This is a genomic window from Cellulophaga sp., assembly GCF_039943695.1.
Taxonomy (GTDB): domain Bacteria; phylum Bacteroidota; class Bacteroidia; order Flavobacteriales; family Flavobacteriaceae; genus Cellulophaga.
On record NZ_JBDVAA010000087.1, the window covers coordinates 1 to 26,033 of the forward strand.

At 29.7% G+C, this 26,033-nt stretch carries 18 protein-coding genes and 3 tRNA genes; 16 read left to right on the top strand and 5 right to left on the bottom strand.

The window, feature by feature from the left end; genetic code table 11:
• Nucleotides 1-1,123, top strand: a 1,123-nt coding sequence (locus ABJD66_RS05855; RefSeq protein WP_348129272.1) for a RagB/SusD family nutrient uptake outer membrane protein, incomplete at its 5' end; no start/stop codon positions are given.
• A 129-nt stretch (nucleotides 1,124-1,252) separates the two neighbouring features.
• Nucleotides 1,253-3,007, top strand: a complete 1,755-nt coding sequence (locus ABJD66_RS05860) for an alkaline phosphatase (protein ID WP_348129275.1) — start codon at nucleotides 1,253-1,255, stop codon at nucleotides 3,005-3,007.
• Nucleotides 3,008-3,064: 57 nt separating this feature from the next.
• Here the strand turns inward: ABJD66_RS05860 and ABJD66_RS05865 are convergent, their stop codons facing one another.
• Nucleotides 3,065-3,676 (bottom strand): RNA polymerase sigma-70 factor, encoded by a 612-nt coding sequence (locus tag ABJD66_RS05865; protein WP_100896416.1) that lies wholly within the window; start codon nucleotides 3,674-3,676, stop codon nucleotides 3,065-3,067.
• Nucleotides 3,677-3,786: 110 nt separating this feature from the next.
• Here ABJD66_RS05865 and ABJD66_RS05870 point away from each other — a divergent pair, with 110 nt between their 5' ends.
• From ABJD66_RS05870 to ABJD66_RS05900, 7 genes are all read left to right on the top strand, one after another.
• Complete coding sequence (locus ABJD66_RS05870; protein WP_348129278.1) at nucleotides 3,787-4,965, top strand: FecR family protein; 1,179 nt, start codon at nucleotides 3,787-3,789, stop codon at nucleotides 4,963-4,965.
• A gap of 100 nt (nucleotides 4,966-5,065) precedes the next feature.
• Nucleotides 5,066-8,716: a SusC/RagA family TonB-linked outer membrane protein gene (locus ABJD66_RS05875; protein ID WP_348129281.1), complete on the top strand. Its 3,651-nt coding sequence runs from the start codon at nucleotides 5,066-5,068 to the stop codon at nucleotides 8,714-8,716.
• A gap of 12 nt (nucleotides 8,717-8,728) precedes the next feature.
• Nucleotides 8,729-10,279, top strand: coding sequence for a RagB/SusD family nutrient uptake outer membrane protein (locus ABJD66_RS05880; RefSeq protein WP_348129284.1), 1,551 nt, complete (start codon nucleotides 8,729-8,731; stop codon nucleotides 10,277-10,279).
• Nucleotides 10,280-10,491: 212 nt separating this feature from the next.
• Complete coding sequence (locus ABJD66_RS05885; RefSeq protein ID WP_348129286.1) at nucleotides 10,492-11,691, top strand: TlpA disulfide reductase family protein; 1,200 nt, start codon at nucleotides 10,492-10,494, stop codon at nucleotides 11,689-11,691.
• Nucleotides 11,692-11,706: 15 nt separating this feature from the next.
• Nucleotides 11,707-12,888 (top strand): TlpA disulfide reductase family protein, encoded by a 1,182-nt coding sequence (locus ABJD66_RS05890; protein WP_348129289.1) that lies wholly within the window; start codon nucleotides 11,707-11,709, stop codon nucleotides 12,886-12,888.
• Between the two features lie 11 nt (nucleotides 12,889-12,899).
• On the top strand, nucleotides 12,900-14,117 hold the full coding sequence (locus ABJD66_RS05895; protein ID WP_303543740.1) for a TlpA disulfide reductase family protein: 1,218 nt from the start codon (nucleotides 12,900-12,902) through the stop codon (nucleotides 14,115-14,117).
• Nucleotides 14,118-14,152: 35 nt separating this feature from the next.
• Nucleotides 14,153-14,389 (top strand): hypothetical protein, encoded by a 237-nt coding sequence (locus tag ABJD66_RS05900; RefSeq protein WP_348129294.1) that lies wholly within the window; start codon nucleotides 14,153-14,155, stop codon nucleotides 14,387-14,389.
• A gap of 257 nt (nucleotides 14,390-14,646) precedes the next feature.
• On the opposite strand, the gene ABJD66_RS05905 is transcribed toward ABJD66_RS05900, so the two are convergent.
• Nucleotides 14,647-15,078 (bottom strand): hypothetical protein, encoded by a 432-nt coding sequence (locus ABJD66_RS05905; RefSeq protein ID WP_348129297.1) that lies wholly within the window; start codon nucleotides 15,076-15,078, stop codon nucleotides 14,647-14,649.
• Between the two features lie 94 nt (nucleotides 15,079-15,172).
• On the opposite strand from ABJD66_RS05905, the gene ABJD66_RS05910 reads away from it, so the two are divergent.
• Entirely contained in the window at nucleotides 15,173-15,970 is a 798-nt protein-coding gene (locus ABJD66_RS05910; RefSeq protein ID WP_348129300.1) for a tryptophan-rich sensory protein, read from the top strand.
• 419 nt (nucleotides 15,971-16,389) lie between these two features.
• On the opposite strand, the gene ABJD66_RS05915 is transcribed toward ABJD66_RS05910, so the two are convergent.
• Complete coding sequence (locus ABJD66_RS05915) at nucleotides 16,390-19,134, bottom strand: substrate-binding domain-containing protein (protein ID WP_348129303.1); 2,745 nt, start codon at nucleotides 19,132-19,134, stop codon at nucleotides 16,390-16,392.
• A gap of 292 nt (nucleotides 19,135-19,426) precedes the next feature.
• Nucleotides 19,427-19,500: transfer RNA gene (locus ABJD66_RS05920), tRNA-Arg, on the bottom strand.
• A gap of 385 nt (nucleotides 19,501-19,885) precedes the next feature.
• Between ABJD66_RS05920 and ABJD66_RS05925 the strand changes: the two genes are divergently transcribed.
• The 3 genes from ABJD66_RS05925 to ABJD66_RS05935 all read left to right on the top strand — a co-directional run bounded on the left by ABJD66_RS05925 (nucleotide 19,886) and on the right by ABJD66_RS05935 (nucleotide 21,110).
• Nucleotides 19,886-19,974, top strand: a tRNA-Ser gene (locus ABJD66_RS05925).
• A gap of 66 nt (nucleotides 19,975-20,040) precedes the next feature.
• Nucleotides 20,041-20,115, top strand: a tRNA-Pro gene (locus ABJD66_RS05930).
• Between the two features lie 353 nt (nucleotides 20,116-20,468).
• A complete protein-coding gene (locus ABJD66_RS05935) occupies nucleotides 20,469-21,110 on the top strand; it encodes a sugar-binding protein (RefSeq protein ID WP_348129306.1) in 642 nt (213 codons plus the stop codon).
• A gap of 5 nt (nucleotides 21,111-21,115) precedes the next feature.
• On the opposite strand, the gene ABJD66_RS05940 is transcribed toward ABJD66_RS05935, so the two are convergent.
• The gene (locus ABJD66_RS05940) at nucleotides 21,116-22,153 is read right to left on the bottom strand and encodes a LacI family DNA-binding transcriptional regulator (RefSeq protein WP_348129309.1); all 1,038 of its coding nucleotides are present in this window, start codon (nucleotides 22,151-22,153) and stop codon (nucleotides 21,116-21,118) included.
• A gap of 165 nt (nucleotides 22,154-22,318) precedes the next feature.
• Here ABJD66_RS05940 and ABJD66_RS05945 point away from each other — a divergent pair, with 165 nt between their 5' ends.
• The 3 genes from ABJD66_RS05945 to ABJD66_RS05955 all read left to right on the top strand — a co-directional run bounded on the left by ABJD66_RS05945 (nucleotide 22,319) and on the right by ABJD66_RS05955 (nucleotide 25,772).
• Complete coding sequence (locus ABJD66_RS05945; RefSeq protein ID WP_100896403.1) at nucleotides 22,319-23,227, top strand: sugar phosphate nucleotidyltransferase; 909 nt, start codon at nucleotides 22,319-22,321, stop codon at nucleotides 23,225-23,227.
• Between the two features lies 1 nt (nucleotide 23,228).
• Nucleotides 23,229-24,302, top strand: coding sequence for an aminoglycoside phosphotransferase family protein (locus ABJD66_RS05950; protein WP_348129313.1), 1,074 nt, complete (start codon nucleotides 23,229-23,231; stop codon nucleotides 24,300-24,302).
• Nucleotides 24,303-24,452: 150 nt separating this feature from the next.
• Nucleotides 24,453-25,772, top strand: a complete 1,320-nt coding sequence (locus ABJD66_RS05955; protein ID WP_348129316.1) for a sugar MFS transporter — start codon at nucleotides 24,453-24,455, stop codon at nucleotides 25,770-25,772.
• The last annotated feature ends 261 nt before the right edge of the window (nucleotides 25,773-26,033 follow it).

Below are 26,033 nucleotides of genomic sequence, written 5' to 3' on the forward strand. Positions count from 1 at the left end.
TACTTATGGTGATGATGTAAACGGAGGTGTGCCAATAATTACCGTAGATAATATGTTTGATGACGGTGGTAGCTACGTTAGACCAGCTTCTGTTGTAGAAAACTACAAGCAAATTGAAGAAGATCTTAAAAAAGCGATGGATTTATTACCATTGTTTACAGAGTACGGAGCAGAAGATTACGGTCGTCCTCACAAAGATGCCGCTTTAGGATATTTAGCAAAAACTAATTTGTATTGGGCAGCGTATGATGCCTCTAGATACGCAGAGGTTGTAAAGTATGCAGATGCAATTGCAACATCTGGTTCTGGTAGAGCTTTAATAGATACAGATAATCCAGAGGTAGACTATAGAGAGCTACATAGTCATATAAACAACTGGACAAGCGAGTACATTTGGTCTGTTAATTCTGGTTTAGATCGTGGTAGTATTTTATCTGGTGTTATGTTAGAAAACAAAGGTTGGGGTAAATATAACGGCTGGGGATACTACACTCCGTCAGAAGGGTTGTATAATGAGTATGAAGCAGGAGACGTACGTAGAGGTGTTACTATCTTAAATTTTGGAGACGACTTTAAATATTTTGGAGAAGATAGAAGGTATCAGTCTGAAAATTCAATCTCTGGATTTCAGTTTAATAAGTATATGTATGAGTTCCAATTTGAAGACCCAATAGGAGAGTATGTAAATACGAATGGAGATAACCCAACTACAATTTACAATGTACCATTAATGCGTTATGCAGAGGTGTTGTTAATGAAAGCAGAGGCGTTAATTGCAGACGGTAAAAATGGAGATGTTCCTTTAAATATGGTTAGAGATAGAGCTGGTTTAGCACCAATAACTAACGCAACTATGGAAGATCTTAAGCACGAGCGTAGAGTAGAATTAGCAGGTGAATTTGCTAACAGACATTTTGATTTGGTTCGTTGGGGAGATGCAGCAGCTACTTACGGAGAGCCAATTTATGGTAGAATTTATGCAGACAGAGCTAATCCTGATTCTCCTTACACATCAGAAATAGTATGGCCTGCCAGAAATTTTGATGCTTCTTTTATGAATGTATGGCCAATTCCAAATACTGTTATAGAATCTTCAGGAATACCACAAAACAAAGGATGGTAAAAGAATAAAGTTTCAATTAGTTTTTTTTAACAAGAAAGGGTGCTGTAATTGCGCAGCACCTTTTTATAATATACTTATATGTTAACATTTAAGAAAAAATGTATCATACTTGCCGTAAGTTTTTTTTCAATGATTTCTTTTGCTCAAAAAGAAAATCAAGTTCTTATTCATTCTCATAATGATTATCTACAAAATGTACCTTTTTGGAATGCTTTTTCTAGCGGAGCCAATATTGTAGAAGCAGATGTTTGGCTAAAAAACAATGAATTATACATAGCACATACTGAAAATGAAATTTTAGAAAATAATACACTACAAAGTTTATATTTAAATCCTTTACAACAAGCGGTACAAAACAAACAACTTAGTACATCTAGGCTAATAGTAATGGTAGATGTTAAGTCTCATGCAGAGAAGACCTTAAAAAAAGTAATCTCTGTACTAAAAAAATATCCAGAAGTTATAACTCACAATAATGTAGAGTTTTTAATATCTGGTAATAGACCAAAAGCTAACACATACCACACATACCCTGAGTATATTTCTTTTGACCATCAAGAACTTAGTAATACACTAGATAATAAAGACTGGGAAAAAGTAGCAATGGTTAGTACTAGTTTTAAAAAATATACTGAGTGGAATGGTAAAGGCAGGTTAACACACAATGATTTTGCTAAAGTAAATGCAGCAATAGTGGCTGCTAAAAAATTAAATAAACCATTTCGTTTTTGGGCAACTCCAGATTCTAAAACAGCTTGGAGAGCATTTGTAGAAATGGGGGTAGACGTTGTTAATACAGATATGCCTAACAAATGTGTAACCTATGTAAAAACTTTAAAAAACCGTACTACAACAGCTTTAATTACATCTAATGTTTACAAACCTACTTATGCTTTAGATGGTAGTAAAAAGCCAATTAAAAATGTAATTTTAATGATTGGAGACGGTATGGGGTTATCTCAAATTACGGCTGCCGTTTTAGCTAATAACGGCAGCTTAACCCTTACACAGCTTAAATCTATAGGATTAATTAAAACACAATCTGCAGACGATTTAATAACAGATTCTGCTGCTGCTGGTACAGCATTAGCAACAGGACAAAAAACAAATAATAGGGCTATAGGTACAGACATAAATGGCAAGCCATTACCAACCTTAGTAGACATACTAGCTAAGTCTAACTTTTCTACAGGAATTATAACTACAGATCAAATAACAGGTGCTACTCCGTCCTCTTTTTATGCAAAACAAAAAGATAGGGGAGAAACACAAAAAATAGCAGAAGATTTACTTAAAACTGAGCTACATTTTTTTGCCGCAGGTGGAGCAAATTTGTACAAAAAAATACCATTGAAAAGTAAGTACATAATGGTAGATGAAACTTCTGAAATAAATAAAAGTACTGCAGATAAATTAGGTGTTTTTTTAGCAGATGGTGGTGTGCCGTCTATAAAAACAGATAGAGGTAATTTACTAGCAGCAACAACTAAAGAAGCTATAAGTTTTTTAGATAAAAAAGATAAACCTTTTTTTTTAATGGTAGAGGCTGCACAAATAGATTCTTTTGGGCATTACAATGATACAGAGGGTGTTGTTGCAGAAACTATAGATTTTGACAGAGCTATTACTGAGGCAATTAAGTTTGCTGATAAAAGTGGAGAAACATTAGTAATTATAACAGCAGATCATGAAACAGGAGGATTAAGTGTATCTAACGGTAGTGTAGCAGACCATGAAATAGAAGGCGGTTTTGTAACTCATGATCATACAGGTGTTATGGTGCCAATATTTGCATATGGTCCACAATCTTATAATTTTTCTGGGGTTTATGAAAATACAGAAGTTTTTTCTAAAATTTTAAAAATCTTAGATATAGAAAAATAGTTTTTTAATAATTCGTTTTTTAGTTAATTAGGCGTAGCAGTTTTTTGTTGCGTCTTTTTAGTTTTTAAAAAGTAATACTCTTTTTAGTTTTAAAACAGAAAAATATAAAAATAGATTACTATCTGTTTTTTTATTAATCTTAGTGCGTAAAATAAAAAATGCTTTTGTTATTTGTGCTTCAACTGTTTTTATAGAGATATTTAAATATTCTGCTATTTCTATATTAGTTAAGCCTTCTTGTTTACTTAAAAGAAATACGTTTTTACATTTTGGAGGTAAATTTTGTATTTCTGTTTTAACCTTTTTTATCAGGTTATCAAAAGATATTACATCTGTCTCTTCTACTAAATTGTGTAGCGCATCTAAATATTTTTTTTCTAACGGGAATACATTTTTTTGCTTTCTATAATGATCTATAAATTCATTATAAACAGATTTGTATAAAAAACTCTGTAAAGAAAAATCGGCTTTTAATTTATCTCTTTTACGCCAAATCCTCATAAAAACATTTTGTACAATATCTTCTGCCTCGTCACGGTCATGAGTTAAATTATGTGCATATACACAAAGCTTTTGGTGGTAATCTGTAACCAATTTATTATATGCAGACTCATCACCAGACTTTAGTGCGTTAATAAATTTAATGTTGTTATTTAGTTGGGGGTTCATATAAAATGACAAACATTGGTTAAATATGTTGCCAATATATAAAAAAGTTTAATAAAATGTTAGGGTTATGTAAAATGCATACGTATTAATGTATATATGTTTAAAATATAATGAAGAAAAAAGTTTCAAAGTTAGATAAACTAATAGTTAAGTACCTTACTAGAGAGTCTTCTAAAAAAGAGTTAGATAAACTAGAAAAAGAACTTAATGAAGAGGTAAAAAGCAAAGAATCTCTAGAAGATTACATTAAAATAAATGTAGTTTCAGATTTTGTGCTTCAAAAATTTGATATTGAAAAAACTAGAACAGCTCTTTTACATAAAATAGCAGAAGATAAAAGGAAAGCAACAAATGCTAAGGTAATAAAACTTGTAAAGTATGCTGCCGCTGCTGTATTTGCAGGAACTTTAATTACAGGGGTGTTTTTTAAAGCATCACTTTTTAATACTATCACTAATAATACACAAGTTGTAAAAACAGAAATAAAAGGAGGTTTAAGTAAACCAACACTTTCTTTAGAAGACGGTTCTGTTGTTATTTTAGAAAACGGTAAACAAGTTAATGTTGGTAATGCTACAACTAATGGTAAAGAGTTAACCTATTTACCAAGTAATGAGCAAAATAAGGAAGTTATTTATAATTCTTTAACTGTACCAAGAGGAGGAGAATTTGCTTTAGAACTAGCAGATGGTACAAAGGTTTGGTTAAATTCTGAGTCTAAGTTAAAATATCCTGTTCATTTTAAAAAAGGAAGAACTAGATCTGTAGAATTAGTATACGGAGAAGCTTATTTTGATGTAACCTCTAGTGAAGATAATAACGGAGATGGTTTTAATGTAATAACAAATCAACAAAATATTGCTGTTTTAGGAACCGAGTTTAATATTAAAGCTTATAAGGATGAAAACTTTATCTATTCTACTCTGGTAGATGGGCATATTGTATTAGAAAATAAATCTTTTAAAGCAGATATGTTGCCAGGACAACAAGCAGTGATAGCAAATGGCATTTCTGAAAAAGTTGAGGTATACAATGTAAATGTAGAAAACGAAATTGCTTGGCGAAAAGGTAATTTTAACTTTAAGAACAAGTCTTTAAAAGAAATAATGAAAGTACTATCTAGATGGTATGATGTAGATTTTGTTATTGAAAATAAAGAATTAGAGAATATCAATTTTAAAGGAGTACTAGGTAAAAATCAAGATATAGAAACAATTTTACAAATAATTAAAAACACAAGTAATATAAATGCCTATGAAATAGAAAATAGAATAGTTTATATAAAATAAAGGGAACAAAGTTTATGCCGTCCAAAGAATAACACTTTATCCCCCATTTTTATTTGAATCTCGATTAATTAAGTAACTAACCAAAAAAACACTCAAATTTATGAAAATTAAATTAATGAATGTTCTCTTCTGCTATAGAAGAAAACTAATGATGACGATTATGAAAGCTTTTATCTTTTTATGGTGTACCGCAATTTTTAGTTTTACCACTACAAATTCGTTTTCACAAAATGCTAAAATAAGTATCAAAGCAGATGCTATTGTAAGCGTAGATATGGTTTTTGATATTATTATGGAACAAACCGACTATAAATTTATTTATAGTGAAGGTTTTTTTGATGCGTACCCTAAAATAGCATTACATAAAGGGATTATAAAAGCAAATGATCTGTTAGATAAAACTTTAAAAGGTAGTGATGTATCATATGAGTTTTTGCAAAACAAAACAATTGCAATTGTAAAAAAAACTAATAAAAAGGTTTTTTACCAAACTCAAATAACAGGTAAAGTTGTAGATGAGTTTGGGAACCCTTTATTAGGTATGAACGTTTTTGTTACAACCCGTAAGTGGGATGGTTCAGAAAAAAATAAAGATTTTTTAACTAGAGGTACTACTACAGATTTTGATGGTAATTTTAAAATTATGGGAGATGTAGGCAATTACCTTGCTATTACCGGAATTGGTTACGAAAGGTTTGTTTCTCAAATAGTTAAGAATAAAACAAGTTACAAAGTCACTTTAAAAGAAAGAATAAGTGAGTTAGAAGAAGTTGTTCTTGTTTCTACAGGGTATCAAAAAATAACAAAAGAGAGGTCTACAGGAGCTTATGCATCTGTAAAAAAGAGCCAGTTAGAAAAACCAGCCTCTAACATATCAGAAAGGCTAAACGGAGTGCTATCAGGTGTTCAATCAGTTGTAGATGCAGATGGTAATTCTAGTATTCAAATTAGAGGTCTTACAACATTAGGTGCAGATAAAGAACCTTTAATAGTGTTAAATGGTTTTCCTGTAGAAGGTGGTTTTAGTAGTATTAACCCAAATGATGTAGAAAGTGTTACTGTTTTAAAAGATGCAGCTGCATCTTCTATTTGGGGGGCAAAAGCATCTAACGGGGTTATTGTTATTACAACAAAAAATAATACATCTACAGAACTTAAAGTATCTGCGTCTTCGTTTGTTAGAATTTCACCAAAGTTAGATGTTAATTACTCTTTAAACAGAGCTACTAGTAAGGATCAAATAGCATATTTAAAATTAGCTTTTGACGGTAGTAATTTTGGTAGGGGCTTTAATCCAATTACGCCTAATAGTTTACTTGCATTTGGTGCATCAAGATCAGCAGTGTATACCGCTTTTTATGATGCTCAATACGGAGGTATTACAAAAGATCAAAGAGATGCTTTACTGTCTAAGTATGCTAACTTAGATAATACAAAGCAAATAGAAGATAATTTGTTGCAAAATCCTATGATTCAGCAGCATAATATTAATATATCTGGCGGAAACTCTAAAATGAGTAATAATTTATCTTTATTGTATGAAGATAGTAGAGATTTTTTTCAAGGCAATAACGTAAACAAGTATTTGATTAATTTTCGTAATACAACAAAACTTACCAATAAGCTTCAGTTAGATTTTTCTGCGATGCTACAATACAACGAGGAAAAAAATAACGGAGCTAGTTTAACTGAGTTGAGCGCGTTATCTAGATCAGATATGTTAAAGAATGAAGACGGTAGTTTGGTAGATATGTCTTATTTGTACAATAATATTTTTGCTCAAAATATGTTTCGTCCAGATTTAAACTTATTTCCTTACGGAGGAGATTTGTCTTATAATCCAATTACAGATGCTAATAATAGAGACTTAACAACAAAAAGATTAAATACGCGTGTTCAAGCAGCATTAAGATATGATATTACAAAAAACTTAAATGTAACATCTAGTATACAATATGAAGTTTTTGATACTAAAGGAAGAAATTTCTATAACGAAAACAATTACAGGGTAAGAGAAGCTATAATTTTAAGCTCAATCCCTAACGCTTCTGGTTTTGGAGTTCCAAACCAGGTGATACCATCTGGAAGTATATTACAAACAAATAATCAGAGGGTTAATGCTTATACTTTTAGAAATCAGTTAAACTTTAATCGCACATTTGCAGACAAGCATGCAGTCACTTTTTTAGCGGGTTTTCAAGCAGAAGAAAGAGTAGCTAAATCTACTGTAGACCCAACAAAATTTGGATTTAATGAAAAAACATTACAAACAATAGGTGGGGTACCAGATAATATAACTTTTGGACAAAGTTATGCGGGCTATGCTTTTGGTAGACCGGTTTTAAATTATTTAATAAATTCTCCTTTTATTCCGTTTTCCTATACCAATCAAACTGTTTTAACAGAGAATATAGATAGGTTTGTTGGTGTATATTCAAACATTGGGTATACTTATGATAATAAATATACAGCAACAGGTAGTTATAGAACAGATTCGTCAAACTTAATTGCAGATGACACATCTATAAGGTCAAATCCTTTTTGGTCTGTTGGTTTATCATGGAATATGCATAATGAATCTTTTTTAAACAACGTAGATTGGTTAAATAGTTTAAGTTTAAGGTCTACTTATGGTGTAGGTGGTAATGTAGATAGCAGTACATCTGCTATTCCTTTATTAAGTCTTAACCCAGTACCAGATGCTGTAACAGGTGAAGCTTTATCTTCGGTTTCTAATGTTGGTAACCCTTTATTAAGGTGGGAGAAAACTAAATCATTAAATGTAGGTGTAGATTTTGCTATTTTTAATAATAAATTAAACGGTTCTGTTAATTACTATAATAAACAGAGTAGTGATTTAATTGTTTTACAATCTATACCAAATGTTAATGGTAATACCACAGCACAGATTAATAATGGTGCTATGGAAAATAAAGGGTTCGAGATAGATTTAGGAACTTCTGTAAAAATAAAAGGAAACGATATTGTATGGAATGGTTCTGTTAATTATTCTCATAACGATAATAAGATAAAGAGTTTTTTTAAGACAAATTATGATTCTAGAGAATTAACTTCTGTTGCTGTTAATTCTCCTTCATTTGCTTACACGGAGGGTTATAATGCTAATACGTTATGGTCTTATCAATATGCAGGAGTAAATAATGTTTCAGGAGTTGACGCACCATCATTTTATGGTCTAAATGGAGAATTAGTTTCTTTTTTAGGTAGTGCTACAGGAAATGGTGTAGACTTTTTGTTGCCATCTGGTACTAGTGTTAGTCCTACATTTGTTGGTACTAGTCATTCTTTTAAAGTTTATGACTTTAATTTATCTTTTATCCTTCAAGGTAAATTTGGACATAAATTTAGACGCCCGTCATTTGATTACCAGTCACAAACCAATAGGCCAATAAACAGTTATGTTTCTGAGGCTTTAAATGCAGGGGATGACTCAGCTACTCCTCCAATTATAACAGATAATTTTCTTTATTTTAGGTATGGGACTTATGCACCGTATATAGATAGTTACATTGAGGATGCTTCACATATTAGATTGCAAGAAGTTAATGTTACTTACAGCCTGCCTTCAACTGTAGTTGATAAACTAGGTGTTAATTCCTTACAGTTTTACTTGCAAGGAAATAACTTGGGTACAATTTTATTTAATGATTTTGGTGAAGATCCAGAATATCCAAGAGGTAGTATACAGCTACAACCTAGCTATACATTTGGTATTAACTTAACTTTTTAAAACTAACTTAAGATGAAAACATATAAATTATTAACCTTACTAATGTTTGTAAGTACTCTATATGTAGGGTGCAGTGATGATTATTTAGACGAGGCTCCCTCGAAATCTCAGGGAGTAGTACCTACTACAATAGAGGATATTGCAGGCTTATTAAATGACCTTAGAGTGTTTAGTCAAGAAAATTCTTCTGAGTTAATTTATTCTACAGATGACTTTGGTATTAATATAGATTATTTTAATGCAGATGTTAATGAGTTTACGGCACCGGTAGCACATGAGTATACTTGGAATACAGAGTTTCCAGCATTAGACGCAAGAGGTACTCGTGTATGGAATGGTGAATGGAAAAAAATATTTAATGCTAATTTAGTTTTGTTAGCATTAAATGATGTAGAAGGTACTGTTCAAGAAAAAGCTAATTTAAAAGCAGAAGCTCACTTTATAAGAGCATATAGCTATTTTTTATTAGCAAATACTTATTGTTTGTCTCTAAAGGGGAATGAGCAAGAAATGGGCTTGCCAATTAAGAGAAGCACTAGTTATGAAGAGACTTTAGAAAGAGCTAGTTTACAAGATACTTATGATTTTATAACAGAGGATTTAGAAGAGGCTCTTAAAATTAATCGTCAGTTAGAAAAATTTAATGGTTTAGATCGTATCTGGAGAGCAAGTACAGTGGCTGTTAATGGTTTTGCAGCTAGGTATTATTTAGCATTGCATGATTACGAGAAAGCTCAAAAATATGCACAGGATGCTCTTAATGAAAAAAGTACATTAATTAATTTTAATACAGATATTGTAGAGACTTCGATTATAGTAAATATTGAGAGTGATGGAGATCCTAGTACATCTGAAACAGCCGAAATTTACAATGGAGATTATATTGTTAATACATCAGTAATTAATGATATCTTTTATTGGACTGAAGCGTATTATAATAGAGAAATGTCTAGCCCTATTGGTCAACTTTGGCCTTCAGAAGATTTGTTAAGTACGTACAATGCTAGTTATGATTTAAGGTACAAACATTTTGTTGTTGAAAATTTATCTTATTTGAGAGGGAGTGATGGTATAGGTTTACCATTGTATAGCCAGTCTGGTTATCAAACAGTTTTTAATCATTTAATATCAGGGCCTACAGCGGCAGAGATGCTTTTAATTAAAGCAGAATGCCAAATAAGACAAGGCTCTTGGGCAGATGGGTTGCAAACAGCAAACGTTTTACGTGCTAATAGAATGGATGTAAACGCACCAGCAGATGTTATTAACTTGTCAGGAACATCACAGTCAGATGCATTAGTTAAAGTATTGGAAGAACGTAGAAGAGAGCTACCTTTTGTTTTAAGATGGTACGATTTAAAACGTTATAATTCTAATGAAGACCCATCTGATGATGTAGATAATATTACTAGAAATTTTTATCCTTATTCCCAAGTAACTATAGATCATAATTCATCCTTACAAACTTATACTTTACCTAAAGGGTCAAGAAGATATGCACACCCAATACCAAATCAAGAAATTATTACTTCAGGAGGTGTTATTAAACAAAATGAATATTAATAAATTATAAAATTAGAATTACTAAGAGTTATATAATTCTTAGTAATTCTTTTAATAGGCACATTGTTGCTTTCTCTTCTGTATTAAAATAATTTATTATTAAAGTTGGCATCTGTTTTAAGGGAGTTCATATAAAACAAACCTTCTGTTTCAGTCAAAAAAATAGATAATAGATAAAATCATTATCGTATAAAAATTAAATGATCAAAAAAATGAAAATCATAAAAACAATATATATAACAATTGCTATTGTAGCTCTTGCTTTTACCTCTTGTAAAAACAAAGAAAAGAATCAACTAAAAGAAGATGGTTATGTTATTACAGGAACGGTAAATGGGTTAGATAATTCTTATGCTAAAATTACAGATTACCAAATTTTTAATCAAAATAAAATCAATGTCATAGACAGTGTAGCTGTTGTAGACGGTAAATTTAAATTTGAAGGTAAGATAGCTAATCCTGATATGGTTACATTAGTATTAGGAGAGTATAAGTCAAATTTTTATTTAGAGAATAGTGTTATAGAGATTACAACAGATGTAGAGACTTTAAAAGACAGGGAGAATATGTTTGCCTTGGACGTAAAAGGATCTAAGGGACAAGATAAGTATAAAGAAATTGAAGAAAAAGCATCAGCAATTTTTAAAGATCCAAAATATGATGTTTTTACAGAGGTTAGGCAAATGTATGCTAAAGCTAAAAAAGAGGGTAATGAAGAATTATTAAATGAAGCTGTAAAAAAACAGGAGAGTTTACAAAGCTTAGCAGAAGAAAGAAGAGCAAGATATAAGAATATTAAATATGATTTTGTAAAAGCAAATCCAAGTTCAGCAATTGCACCTTATGTTCTTGGAGTGCAGTATACAGAAGGCAGAATGTCTAGAAAAGAATTAAAAGAATATTATGAAATTTTTACCGGAGATGCACGTGAAGCAACCTTTTTTAAAACATTTATAACAAAAATATATAAAGATAATTTTGAGAATCTAGGAATAGGTAATACTGCGCCAGATTTTACTTTGCAAACAGTACAGGGTGAAGAATTAACTTTATCAAACGTAAAAGGTAAGTACATTTTAGTAGATTTTTGGGCTAGTTGGTGCGTGCCATGCAGAGCATCTTTTCCTCATTTAAAAGAACTAAGAAAACAGTATAAAGAAAAAGGATTTACAATTGTTGGTGTAGGTACAGCAGATGAAAAAGAAAAATGGAAGAAAGCAATTGAAGAAGATAAAACGCCTTGGAATCATGTTTATGATGTAAGTGAAAACCATGCTTACGGTCCAGTAGCGCAATCTTATGGTGTTCCTCATTTACCTACAACACTATTAATAGATAGTGATAGAACAATTGTATTAAGAAACCCATCTAAAGAAGAGTTAGATGCTAAACTAAAAGAGCTTTTTAAGTAATAAAATAATTATAATATGAAATTGATAAAGAACATTGTTTTATCCTTTACAGCTAGTTTAGCTTTATTAGGTAGTGTTAATGCCCAAGATACAAAAGATACTTTTACACTTAAAGGAGAAATAAAAGGGTTAAAAGGTAACTTGTATTTTAGACATCCAGATAAAAAGTATACAAGAGAAACTTTACCAGACTCTATAATTGTAACAGACGGAAAATTTAGTTTTTCTAGTACTATTTCAAATATATCTCAGATACGGGTATACCCTGGTTTTAATGGTCCTGATGGGGAACTTTTTAAAAAACCAAAAGGAGGTAGGGGAATGTTTCCTGTAAAAAGCGCTTATCTAAATTTTTACGCTTTTCCTGGAGCAAATGTTACAGTAAAAGGAGAGGCAACAGATTTTATGAATGCTTACCCAAGCGGCGATAAATTTAACAACAGTTTAGCTAAAGCAAATAAGTTAATGTACCCAATGTATAACCAAATGGGAAACTTAGCGGTAAAAAATACTTATGAGACAGATTCTGTGCAAATAAAAGCAAACAATAAACAAGCAGAAGCAATTTATGCCAAATCTATTAAAGCTTTAACAAATCATATTAAAAGTAATCCAAATTCTGTAGCCTCAGCTTGGTATTTAAATGATTTAATTCTGCGTACACAAGTTACTAATGAAGAGGCAGAGGAGTTATTTGCTTCTTTATCTAGAGACTTGGCGGAGTATCCAGATTATAAAGCTGTAGAATTACGTATAAACGGTATAAAAGCTACTGCAGATGGCTCACCAGTACCATCTATAAAAACAATAGCAACCCTAGAGGGTAAAGAGTTTAATATTAACTCATTAAAAGGGAAGTATATATTAATAGATTTCTGGGGGTTATGGTGTGGACCTTGTGTAGCAGAAATGCCACAGGTAAAAGAGTTTCAGGAAAAACATAAAGATAATTTAGTTGTATTAGGAATTAACTCTGGTGATACAAAAGAAAAAATTGCAGCTTTTGTAACCAAGAATGGGTATGGTTGGCAGCAGTTATTAAGTGATAAAGCTAACACAACAGACAATTTTGTAAATAGGTTTAATGTACAAGGTTTTCCAACTAAGTTTATTATAGACAAACGAGGTAACATTGTTAAACGCTTTGTTGGCGGTGGAGAAGAAGCATTTGAAATGTTAGAAGAGTTATTAAAATAAAATATGATAATATGAGGTCAATATTAAAAGTATTAGTAGTATTTATAAGTGTAACTACCGCTTTTTATTCTTGTAAAGAAAAGCAAAAAGAACAACCAAAATTTGAAGGTTACACTATAAACGGAATAATAAAGGGAGCAAATAATACTTATGCAAAGCTATTAAGTAGTAGCTCTTTAAACTTTAATGAAGCTGTAGTTTTAGATAGTACAATAATTAAAGATGGTAAGTTTCAGTTTTCTGGTAAAGTAGAGTTTCCGGATCAAGTCACCCTTATGGTAGATAAATATGTTAGTTCTTTTTTCATAGAAAACAGTGATATAACTGTAAGTGGAGACGTATCTAATATAACAGGGAGAGATATTAGATTTACATTAGATGTTAAAGGTTCTAAGTCTAATGATGAGTATGAGAAAATAAAGAAATCACAAGAAAGTTTATTTAATAACGAAAAATATAAGCCATTAGAAAAAATTAGAGAATTATACGCAAAAGCCAAAGAAACTAAAAGTAAAGAAGATCTTAATAAAGCAATGGCATTACAGGAAGAACTTAGACCTTTAATGTTACAAAGAAATGATGAACGTGTTGCTTTAAAATACAATTACGTTAGAGAAAACCCTAGCTCTACTTTAGCTCCATATGTTTTGGGAGTACAGTATACAGAAGGTAGAATGACGAGAGACGAGTTAAAAGAATTTTACAACATTTTTAAAGGTGACGCTCGTAAAACGGCTTTTTTTAAAGGTTTTATTACAAAAATATATAAAGATAATTTTGAAAATATTGGTGTAGGTAATACAGCTCCAGACTTTACTTTAAATACCAATAAAGGAGAAGAGTTAACCCTATCTAAGGTAGAGGGCAAATATATTTTAGTAGATTTTTGGGCTAGTTGGTGCGTGCCATGCAGAGCATCATTTCCTCATTTAAAAGAACTAAGAAAACAATATAAAGAAAAAGGCTTTACAATTGTTGGTGTTGGTACAGCAGATGAAAAAGAAAAATGGGAGAAAGCAATAATAGAAGATCAAACACCTTGGAGTCACGTTTATGACCCTAGTGAAAATCATGCGTACGGAGCAGTAGCAAAATCTTATGGGGTACCACATTTGCCAACCACCTTATTAATAGATAGCAACAGAAAAATTATTTTAAGAAACCCAACTAAGGAAGAGTTAGACAATAAATTAAAAGAGTTAATGAAAATTATTATAAAGAAAACTTAGACTATTTTTATCCTGAAAAGTATGGTTGGTATAAAATGATTTTAGACGAAGATGCTAAGTCTCTTGGTATAGCAAATAATGATATTAAATTGTTAGAGAAGGCTGTATCTATGTTAAAAACGGGAAGAGATAAAGAAATGGCGTACCGCTTGTTATTAAAATATACTAAGCAAACCTTTAAAACAGATGAGGAATGGGTAAATTGGTTTAAGAAGAACCATAAAAATCTTTACTTCTCTGAAGGAGATGGTTATAAGTTTATAATTATCTAAAATATGAAAGCCACCATTACGGTGGCTTTTTTATTATAAAATTTTATTTTATTAGAACTTTATGTTTTGTAAGTAAAGCTTAACTTCAATTTTTTTAGCACAAAACCAGTCATTTTTTGCTGCTTGGGGCTTAATTATAACGTCAGAATTTCCATCTTTACGTCTAATATTATCACCAAATATTTTATCTACTCAAGCAATATTTTGTAAAATACAAAGCCTGTTACTAAGAAACACTTATACTCTCTACAGTTAATTTATTTAGCTTTACTATTGTAATACCATAGATTTACTATAAAGTTTAAAGACATACCAATTAATAATAAAGGTATAAAATAGGTTTTACTATATACTAACTCTATAAAAACATCTGATGCTGTCCAAGTAGTGCCAAATTCTATTTTATTGCTATCTGCAATGTCAAAAAACGCATATGATATTAATAATAGTGGACTTACTATAAAAATGAAATTTCTAAAAATTTTATTTTTCATTTTAGGAATAAGCCACATACATAAGCTAATGTAAAATAGACATATAAAAAGAGGAAAAACAAGCTCGTTGTTATATGGGTTGTAATAATCCATATCATTTAAAAATAATCTTTGAAAAATAAGAATTGTTGCCCAAATTGAAAGTAGCGCAGCAAAGACATATATTATTTTTGAAATTGGTTTTTTCTTGCTCATTTGTATTTTATAGTTACTTTACATACTTACAAAACTAGCAAAACAGAATTGGTTTTGCAGTATTACTTTTGTAACTTATAGAAAAAGAAAAAAGATGAAGAAAAGTTTACAAATAGCTAACGGTATTGCATTTATTTCTACGTTAATAGTAAATTACTTGTCTAATACAGGTAAAATGAATGGTACAACAATAGGAGAGGTGTCTGGAGGTTTAAAAACCTTATTTACACCTGCTGGTTATGCGTTTTCTATATGGGGGGTTATTTATCTTTTGTTGTTTGTTTTTATACTATATCAAGGCAGGAGCCTAGTTGTAAGGGTTAGAGATAATGACTTTGTATTAAAAATAGGATGGTGGTTTGTAATTTCTTGTTTAGCCAATTGTTTTTGGATTGTTAGTTGGATATATGGTTATACGGCATTGTCTTGTGTATTTATTTTTATATTACTTTTTTCAATTTTAAAAATCATATTAAATAATAAAATGGAGTTGTGGGATGCGCCAATAACTGTAATTGCATTTTTATGGTGGCCTTTTGTATTGTATGCTGGCTGGGTAACTGTTGCTAGTATTGCAAATGTATCTGCATACTTAGTAAAAACTAATTGGGGTGGTTTTGGTATAGCACCCTTTGTATGGACTATTATAATGATTGTAATAGCAGTAATAATTAACTTAATTGTAACGTGGACACGTAATATGCGAGAGTTTGCCCTTGTTGGCGCTTGGGCTTTAATTGCAATTGCAATTGCTAATAAAGGAGTAGAGGAGCAGTTAGTTTATATTGCCTATGTTGCTGCAGGTATTTTAATAATAAGTAGTTTTATACATGCTTTTAAAAACCGTAAAACAGCACCTTTTATAAAATTAAGAGAATATCTAAAAAAATAATTTTTAACCTAAAAAGCCTTGCTAATATATATTAGTAAGGCTTCCTGTTTGGGGAACAGTAGTTTATTTTTATATCGTTAAAAAGATATTATGACTTAATTTATTTTCTTTAAAAAGAAATCAATATTTATGCCAGCCTACACTATTTAAGCGTATTTATCTTTTTATTAGTTTTTAAAGTGAAGTGCAAGTTACGCTTCAATTTTAAGAAACACTTTCTTATTTGAATCAATTAAGTTTGATAATGTAATGAGTGTCTAACTAATTTAAAATTAGTTGTTTAAGTATTTGTTTTGTGGTTTGTGTAGATGAGTGTTTAAAATTGATACAGCTTTTGTATAAAATTGATACATACATTTATCGTTTCAATTATTAATTAATTAAAGTCCAAGTCCTGTTAAACCTAAATTATTAAATAATTAAGTGTCTCTGTATTGTTTTGGAGATGTATCAAATTTACTTTTAAAGCTTGTAGAAAAGTAATTAGGAGAAGAGAAGCCAGTTGCATAGGCAATTTCCGAAATAGATAAAGAAGACTCTTTAAGTAGTTTTTTTGCTTTGTCTAGTCTTGTATTTAAAATATAGTCACTAACATTTACACCTAATATAGCCTTTAGTTTTCTGTAAAGCTGAACCCTTGATATGTTTAAATTTTCTGCCATTATCTCTACAGAAAAATTAGAGTTGTCTATATTATCCTCTATTAAATTATTAATTTGTATTATAAAATCTTGTTCTGTAGAGCCAAAGTTTTCTTGAGAGTTAATTTTATGAATATTATTAATAAAGTAATATCTTAATTTTTCTCTATTATATATTGTTGTCTTTATAGATTGAGATAAAACTGAGAAACTAAATGGTTTAGTAAGGTACAAATCTGCACCAGATTCTAGTCCTTTTATATAAGAATCTCTAGATTCTAATGCGGTTAGTATTATTGTAGGTATGTGAGAGGTACGTAAATCATTTTTTAAAACTTCACAAATAGTAAACCCATCTTTATCTGGCAAATTAACATCACAAATAATTATATCTGGTATAATATCTAAAGCTTTTTCAATTGCATCTATTCCGTTAGATAAATGAACTTCATAGTTTAGAGATAGTTTACTTTTTAAAAACTTTATTAAATCTAGATTATCTTCAATAATTAAAATAACGTAATTATCTTGGCTATCTGCTATTGAAGATTCATTAAAAACATTGTCTTCATCTTCATTAAAAAAGTTGATAACAGAAGTTTCTAAAACATCAGTTTCACAAATTATTTCATCTTCGCTTAGGTGGCTGCTACCTTTGTGTAATTTTATAGTAAATTCTGTTCCTAGTTTACTGCTAACAGCTATGGAGCCTTTATGTAGTTCTATAAATTCTTTAGATAGTAGTAAGCCAATTCCAGAACTAGATTTGTTGTTGTTTGTACCTCTAAAAAAAGCTTTAAATACTTTATCTAAATCATCACGTGGTATTCCTATACCTGTATCTTTAAAGTATATGTTTATAAAATCTTTATTCTTATGATCTTCAATTTTTATAGTAATTTCTCCATTTTCTGGTGTAAATTTAAAAGCGTTAGAGAGCAAGTTAAAGTAAACCTTATCTATTAAATTTTTGTCAATATAAATTTCTAAATCTTTATTGTTTGTTTCTAGTGTAAACTTGATGTCTTTTTTTTGAGCTTCATATTTAAAGTCCTCATAAATTGTTTCAGAGAACTCTAATAAATTAACTTTAGAAGCTTTTAATTTAAACTGATGTTCTTCTGCTTTTCTAAAATCTAATAGTTGGTTAATTAATCGTAACAAACGTTTAGAATTGTTAAAAATTAACCTTATATCTTTTGTTAAATTATTATCTCGTATGGTTTTATTGTCAGATAAAGATTCTATAGAAGAAAGTATAAGTGTAATAGGGGTTTTAAATTCATGAGATAAGCCTGTAAAAAAGTTAACTTTAGCCTCATTACTTAACTCAGCTTCTGTTGCTATTTTTTTAATTTTATTTCGTTGTTTTTTTATTTCAATATTACTTGCTTCTAACTCTTGCTTTTTCTTTTTAATATTATAACCACTATAGATACTAAATATACCAAGAACAATGCTTAAAATAAACAAGCCAAATACTATTTTTAAAACGTTACTTTGGTTTGTATAGGTTTCTTCTTGTAATTTAATTTTTTCTTGTTGTTTTAAAATGTCTTTTTGATGTTGAATGATTTTATCGAACTGATTACTCATAATATCAGCATTTCTACTATCTATAACTATAGTTTCTAATATGTTTTTTTTAGCTACTTTTTCTCCGTTAATAATTTTAATTGCAGTTTTTATAGCTTCATCACCACCAGTAGGATAATATATAGTAGCCTTTAATATTTTATCTTTTACAAGCTGTATACCTCCGTTTGCGCCAGTTAATCCATCAACACCTATTACATCTATTTTTTTATCTAGTTTTTTATCTGCCAGTATTTCCCAAGCACCTAGAGCCATACGGTCGTTGTGACAAAAAATATAATCAATGTCTTTGTTCTTATCTAAATAAGTATTTAATGGCTCTTTTATAGAGTTGGCCTCCCAGTTACCTTCTATAGTATGTGTAATACTTAAATTGGTTATTGCACTTATAACATATTTAAAACCTAAATGACGTTCTTTAGCAGGTGAAGATCCTTTTAGTCCTGTTATTTCTAATATTTTTTTATCATCATTCTTATTTAAAGACGCTATGTAGTTAGCTGCGTTTTTACCAATTTGTATGTTATCTCCACCAATATATGAGGTGTAATTTTGACCATCAATTTTTCTATCTACAATTAATACAGGTATGCCTTGTTCTATTGCTTTATTAACAAATGGTGTAATTGGTTTAGATTTTATAGGAGATATAATTAAAACGTCTACTTTTTCTTTAATAAACTGCTTAATATCTTCAATCTGTTTTTCTACATTATCTTTTCCGTCAAGTATTTTTAAATCTATATCAGAATTAAAATCACTCTGTATTTGCATAGATTCATTCATAGATTTTCTCCACTGATCATTTACTCCAGTTTGTGAAAATCCAATAGTTAATTTTTTAGCATCCTCTTTGCTGTTATTACATCCGTAGCATATTATTAAAGCAAAAATAACAGCAAGCTTACTAAAATTAAAACGTAGCATTTTATGTGTTTTATAATTAACTAATAGATATATATTTTCTTTAGTTAATCAAGCCTAATAAAACATAATTAAAGTAAGAAAATAAAAAGCTAAAAGAAAGTATTTTAAATGACTAACTAAGTACTTTTATGTTTTAAATTTAAACAAATATTAATAATTTTTACTAAAAAAATGATTATTAACTATTTATGTCTTTTTCTTTTGAAAAAACAGTGCGATGTAACCTTAAAATGTATAGAAGAATTTTTTAATATAAAACAAAAAAGCCTTCAGTAAAACTGAAGGCTTTTTGTGATCGCGAAAGGATTCGAACCTTTGACCGTCTGCTTAGAAGGCAGATGCTCTATCCAGCTGAGCTACGCGACCATTTAAATAACAAATGGTTTGTTATTCGGGGTGCAAATATACAATAACCTATGTTTAATATGCAAGTAAAATTTATATTTATTTTCACTTTTTTTATTTTTATTATTTTGAAGCAAATCTTGAACTTTTTTAAAGAATAAAAATTAATATATAGATACTATAGTTATATATATAAGATGCTCAAATAAGAGACATTTTTAAGTAATAGCTTCAAATTTAAAATAAAGTGAAAAAAAGTTTTGCTACAAATGTTCTTATAATGAAGCGGTTAGAAAAAAGAATCAAAAAAAAGTCAAAAAAAGTTTAAAATAGCTTGGTAGCTACCCTTAATCGTTATATATTTGCACTCGCAATTGAAAACTGCGCAAGTTCATTAAAGAGTATTGGAGAGGTGCCTGAGTGGCCGAAAGGAACGGTTTGCTAAATCGTCGTAGGTGGAAACACTTACCCAGGGTTCGAATCCCTGTCTCTCCGCAATAGCTGTCAAAGCAAATTGCGAGGACAGAAAATTTCTCTAAATTGAAATTATTGATAACCTATCGGGGTGTAGCGTAGCCCGGTTATCGCGCCGCGTTTGGGACGCGGAGGTCGCAGGTTCGAATCCTGCCACCCCGACAATTGAGTAGAAAGACTCAAAATAATTAAGCCAGTAATTTTTTACTGGCTTTTTTTATGCCTAATTTTTACCTATTTAGTATTTTTCAACTATTTAACTTAATGTTTAGGCGTATTTGTATGTTGTGTAATTAAATTTTTAATAATTGAAGCAACAATTATTATTTTAAAAATAAAAAATACCTTTTATATTATTGATAATACATTTTTATCCACTTATTAGTAATTATTACTTAAAAAAATGTGCTCGAACACAAAATTAATCCTTTTTCTTTTTCTTTCTTTTAAAATTTAAATAGATTAGCAATAATGTTGCGTTTTTAGTATAAAATAGTGACAATAAACCATACTGTATGAAGAGTTATAATGTTAAGTTTATTAAAGAAGATAGCCTTGTTATTAATGGTAAGGGAGACCATATATTATGGGGTAAAGCAGAGGTTCTTTCAGATTTTGTTTCTGCTTGGGACAGAAGGCCAAATTCTAGAATAGAATTTAGGTCTCTTTGGGATTCAAAAAAGTTATTCTTCTACTTTAAGGTTTATGATTCTCAAGTTTTAATAAATAAAGAAGATGATAGTGTGCAAAGTATAGGTAATTCTGATAGGGTAGAGCTGTTTTTTAAAATGAACGATTCTCTTAATCCGTATTACTGTATAGAGATTGATCCTACGTCAAGAATTTTAGACTTTAGAGCTAATGCAAAAAGGAAGTTTGAATTTGATTGGAATTGGCCTAAGAATGAATTGGTTGTAAAGTCTAACATTAAATGCAATTATTTTACGGTAGAAGGTTCTATTACTATAAATTCTTTAGAAGAGTTGGGTTTAATTAAAAATTATAAAATTGAAACTGGAATTTTTAGAGCAAAATATAGTAAAACAGAAAATTGTAATTATGAGTCAACTTGGATTTCTTGGGTAAATCCTAATACCCAATATCCAAATTTTCATACATCATCATCTTTTGGTGTACTAAATTTACTAGACCAATAATGTGTTTAGTTAAGGTAATCTTTTACATTTTCACCATTAATAATATATAAAGGCAATAAAACTTCTTCAGTAATTTTTTTATCAAAAATTAAATGCTCTACTAACAGTGTAACCCCAATGTTAGCTTGTTTTTTTGGATTTTGATGTATTAAAAACTTTATTGTTTTATCTTGTAAATAGCTAATGTTTTGTTCAAGTAAATCATAGCCTACAAAAGCAACATCTGTATTTTTATTTTTTGATATTATTTCGGCAATTTGATAGGATTTAGAGGTAGTAACAAAAACTCCTTTTAAATCAGGACTGTTTTTTAAGAAATCACTAAAACTATCATCTACATTGTCAGACTTTAACTTTAATGTTTTTATATCAAAGTTTTGATTTTTAGATTCTGAAAAATAATTTCTAAAACCTTTTTCTTTCTCTTGCATGTGTAGAGCGTTTTCATACTCTTCATCAATATGTACAATAGCAATTAAACCTTCACTTAAAAATAAGTCTATAAGGCTGGCAGCAACTCTTCCGCTTTGAAATAGATCTTGTCCAACAAAACTATTTATTATTCTAGATTTTATTTGATTGTTAAATGTCCCAGATAGTATACCTAAAGAATTATAATTGTCAATAATATCAAGAGATTCTTTATAAAAAAGAGGAACTAGTAAAACTGCATCAGGAGATGTCTCTAATAAAATATCGTTAGTTTTTATAAACGAAGTAATGCTGGTAGGGTTAAAGTAAAAAATTTCTATATCAACATTAAAAGAGCTAAACTCTGTTATTGCTTCATTAATACCTTCTACACACGGTAACCAATATGAGTCTAAATTTGGGTCTGGTAGTAAAATACAAATTTTATGTATTTTATTGTTTTTTAGGCTCCTAGCAATAATATTGGGCTTGTAATCAATTTCACTAAGAACTTTGTTAACACTTTCCAATGCTTTTTGGGAAACTTTTCCACGGTTATGTAATACTCTATCTACGGTTCCTTTAGATACACCGGCAAGTTTAGCAATGTCTTTAATAGTGTGTTTTCTCATAAAACAAAGATAAAAAACTTTTTAACTAATATCTAAAAATGTGCTCGAAAACATTTATTTAGTGTGCTCGAGCACATTTTTACCTGTTTTTCTTTTTTTTATCAAAATTCATTTATACATTAGCAGGGGAATGAGTATTTAGAATAATAATTTTAAGAATTAAATATGTGTAACACCAAGCCAACTTTAGTCATTTTAGCAGCAGGAATGGGAAGCCGTTATGGAGGGTTAAAACAGTTAGATAAGTTTACCCAAGATGGGGCAACTATAATGGATTTTTCAATTTATGATGCTATAGAAGCAGGGTTTGGAAAGTTTGTATTTATTATTAGAAAAAGCTTTGAGGATGAGTTTAAAAAGCTAATAGAAAATAAGCTTAGAGATAAAGTAGAGTTGGTTTATGTTTTTCAAGAAATAGATAGTGTTCCTGAGAAGTATATAAACCCTGAACGTAAAAAGCCTTGGGGAACTGGCCATGCTTTTTTGATGCTTAAAAATATTGTTAAAGAAAATTTTGCAATAATAAATGCAGATGATTTTTATGGTAAAAAAGCATTTGAGAAAATGGCTGATTGTTTAATTAATACAGATAGCGAGTCTTATAACTTTAATACAATGGCGTATTATTTAGAAAATACAGTGTCAGACTACGGTTATGTTTCTAGAGGAGAGTGTAAAATAAGTGAAAACGGTTGCCTAACTAGTGTAACAGAAAGAACTCATATAGAGAAAATTGACAATGAAATTTTTTATAAGAGTGATGATGAGCATATGGTTAGTATAAGTGGAAAAACAATTGTTTCTATGAACTTTTGGGGTTTTACTCCAAAATGTTTTGAGTTTGGAAGTGATCTCTTTATTAAATTTTTAGAAGAAAATAAAAATAATTTAAAGGCAGAATTTTATATACCAACAGTTGTAAACAATATTTTAAATTCTGAAAAAACAACTGTCAAAGTTTTAAAGTCAAATTCAAAATGGTTTGGAGTTACTTATAAGGAAGATAAAAAAATAGTTCAGCAAGAAATTCAAAAATTAATAAACGCTAATATTTATCCTTCTAAACTTTGGTAATATGATATTGAATAAATTAAATTCTATTTATGCATACTTTAATAATAATGATGAAATCATTTCATTTGATCAATTAGCTTCTGGTCATATTAATGATACATACTTTATAAAAACCAAACAAAATTCCTTTTTCATATTACAACAGATTAATAGTGGGGTGTTTAAAGATGTGCCAGGTTTAATAAATAACAAAGTGTTAATTAGTAATCATTTAAAAGATAAAAAAAAGCATTTATCTCCAATTGAATTAAAGCGTAGAGTACTGTCTTTTGTAAAAACACTAAATGGTGCTAATTACCATAAAGATACCGATGGTAATTACTGGAATTTGATGATTTATATAAAAGGCAGTATTACATATGAAACAGTGAGTTGTGAAACGGTTGCCTATGAAGGAGGTAAATTAATGGGAGATTTTTTAAACCTAACTAGTGATTTTAATCCTAGTAATTTAATAGATGTTATTCCTAATTTTCATGATATGTCTTTTAGGTTTAATCAGTTTAATGAAGCGTTAAGTAAAGCATCTGAAGATAGGTTGTCTAAAGCAAATAAATATATAAAGTTGGTTTCTGATTTAAAAGAAGAGATGCATATTATTGAGAATTTAAAAGCGTCTGGAGACATAAAATTAAGAGTAACTCATAACGATACTAAAATTTCTAACATACTGTTTGATTTAGATAAAAAAGGGCTTTGTGTAATAGATACAGATACTGTAATGCCAGGTATTGTGCATTATGATTTTGGTGATGCAATAAGAACCATTTGTAATACTGCAGCAGAAGACGAGAAAGACCTAAGTAAAGTAAAGTTTAATATTAGTTATTATGACGCTTACGTACAGGGTTTTTTAAAAGAAATGAAACCAGACCTTACTGCATTAGAAATAAAATACCTGCCATTAGGAGCTAAAACAATGATTTTTATAATGGGGCTTCGTTTTTTAACAGACTACTTAAATAACGATACCTACTATAAAACATCTTATATAGAACATAATTTAGATCGTTGTAAAAACCAGTTTAAATTAATAGAAAGTTTAACAGAGCAATTTAATAAAATGAAAATATAAAATATTTAAATCTAAGAATACTAATTATAAACACTAAAGTTAACAAAACAGACCTAACCTATCCTAACCCAAAATGATGTTTATAGCATCTGCTAGTAACCAAAGATAATTTTAGTAATGAAGTAAAAATTAATATAAAGACTAAAAGTAATGACGGTAAAAAAGAAACATAGTACAATAATGCCTGTAGCAATAATTGCAGGGTTATTTTTTATTTTTGGTTTTGTGACCTGGATAAATGGTGCGTTAATACCATTTATGAAAACTATAAATGAACTTACAGATGCACAATCCTATTTGGTGGCTACAGCGTCCTATATTTCATTTGTTATAATGGCACTACCTTCTTCTTATATTTTAGGAAAAATAGGATATAAAAAAGGGATGTCTTTAGGTTTATTTATTATGGCAGTAGGAGCTTTAATATTTATACCTGCTGCAGAAGCCAGAACTTATTGGTTTTTTTTATTAGGCATATTTATACAGGGTATGGGTATGACATTATTGCAAACAGCTGCAAACCCTTATATAACTATTCTAGGTCCTATTGAAAGCGGAGCAAAGCGTATAGCTATTATGGGAATTGCAAATAAAGTGGCAGGAGCTTTAGGTTCTTTAATTTTTGGAGCTATTTTACTATCTGGTATAGACGGAGTTAAGGAAAAGTTAGAATCTGTTTCTTTGGAAGAAAAAGAACGAACATTAGATATGATGGCAGATAGTGTATTTGCTCCATATCTTATAATGGCAACAGTGTTAGCTTTTTTGGGAGTTTTAATTAAGGAAGCACAATTACCCAATGTAGAGGTAAGTAAACCAGAAGTATCTAACCAAGGAGAGAAAGAAAAAACTAGCATATTTCAATTTCCTCATTTGTGGCTAGGTGTATTAGCCTTATTTGCATATGTAGGCGCAGAAGTTATAGCAGGAGATACTATTATAGCTTACGGAATTTCTTTAGGTTTTACAGGAGAAGAGGCTAAATTTTTTACAACCTATACATTACTGGCAATGGTGGCTACTTATACTTTAGGTATATTTTTAATTCCAAAATATATTAAGCAAAGAACAGCTTTAATTATCAGTGCTTTTTTAGGACTTATTTTTAGCATAGCTATTTTAAATACTACTGGGTTTACGTCTGTACTATTTGTAGCTGCCTTAGGTGTTGCAAATGCCTTAGTTTGGCCAGCTATTTGGCCCTTAACACTTAATGGTTTAGGAAAATTCACAAATAAAGGTTCTGCAATGTTAATTATGGCAATATCAGGAGGGGCAATAATACCTCCGTTGTATGGTAAAATTGTAGATGCAGATAAATACAAATTAATTACCGCCGGAATGCAGGAAGCTGAAGCTACTACCATAGCAGCTACAAGTAGTTACTGGATTTTGATCCCATGCTATATTTTAATTCTCTTTTTTGCTATTTGGGGACATAAAATTAAGAGTTGGAGAAAAGGTAAATAGTGATAAATGTTTAACCAATTACCTATTTATACAGTGTTTACTAATGTAGAGTATCAAATTAATACGGTTATAATTCTACGTATTAGTCAGCAATTATATTGTTATAAAAACAAACATAAAAAATTAAAAGAGCATGTTAAAAAGTAATATTGATAAGGCTACAGGTTTTGAAAAAAGATTTGAAAATATAAATACGGTTGTTTTTAAAAACTCTACAAACGCATCAAAATCCGTAGCAAATGAAATTGCAAATTTAATTAG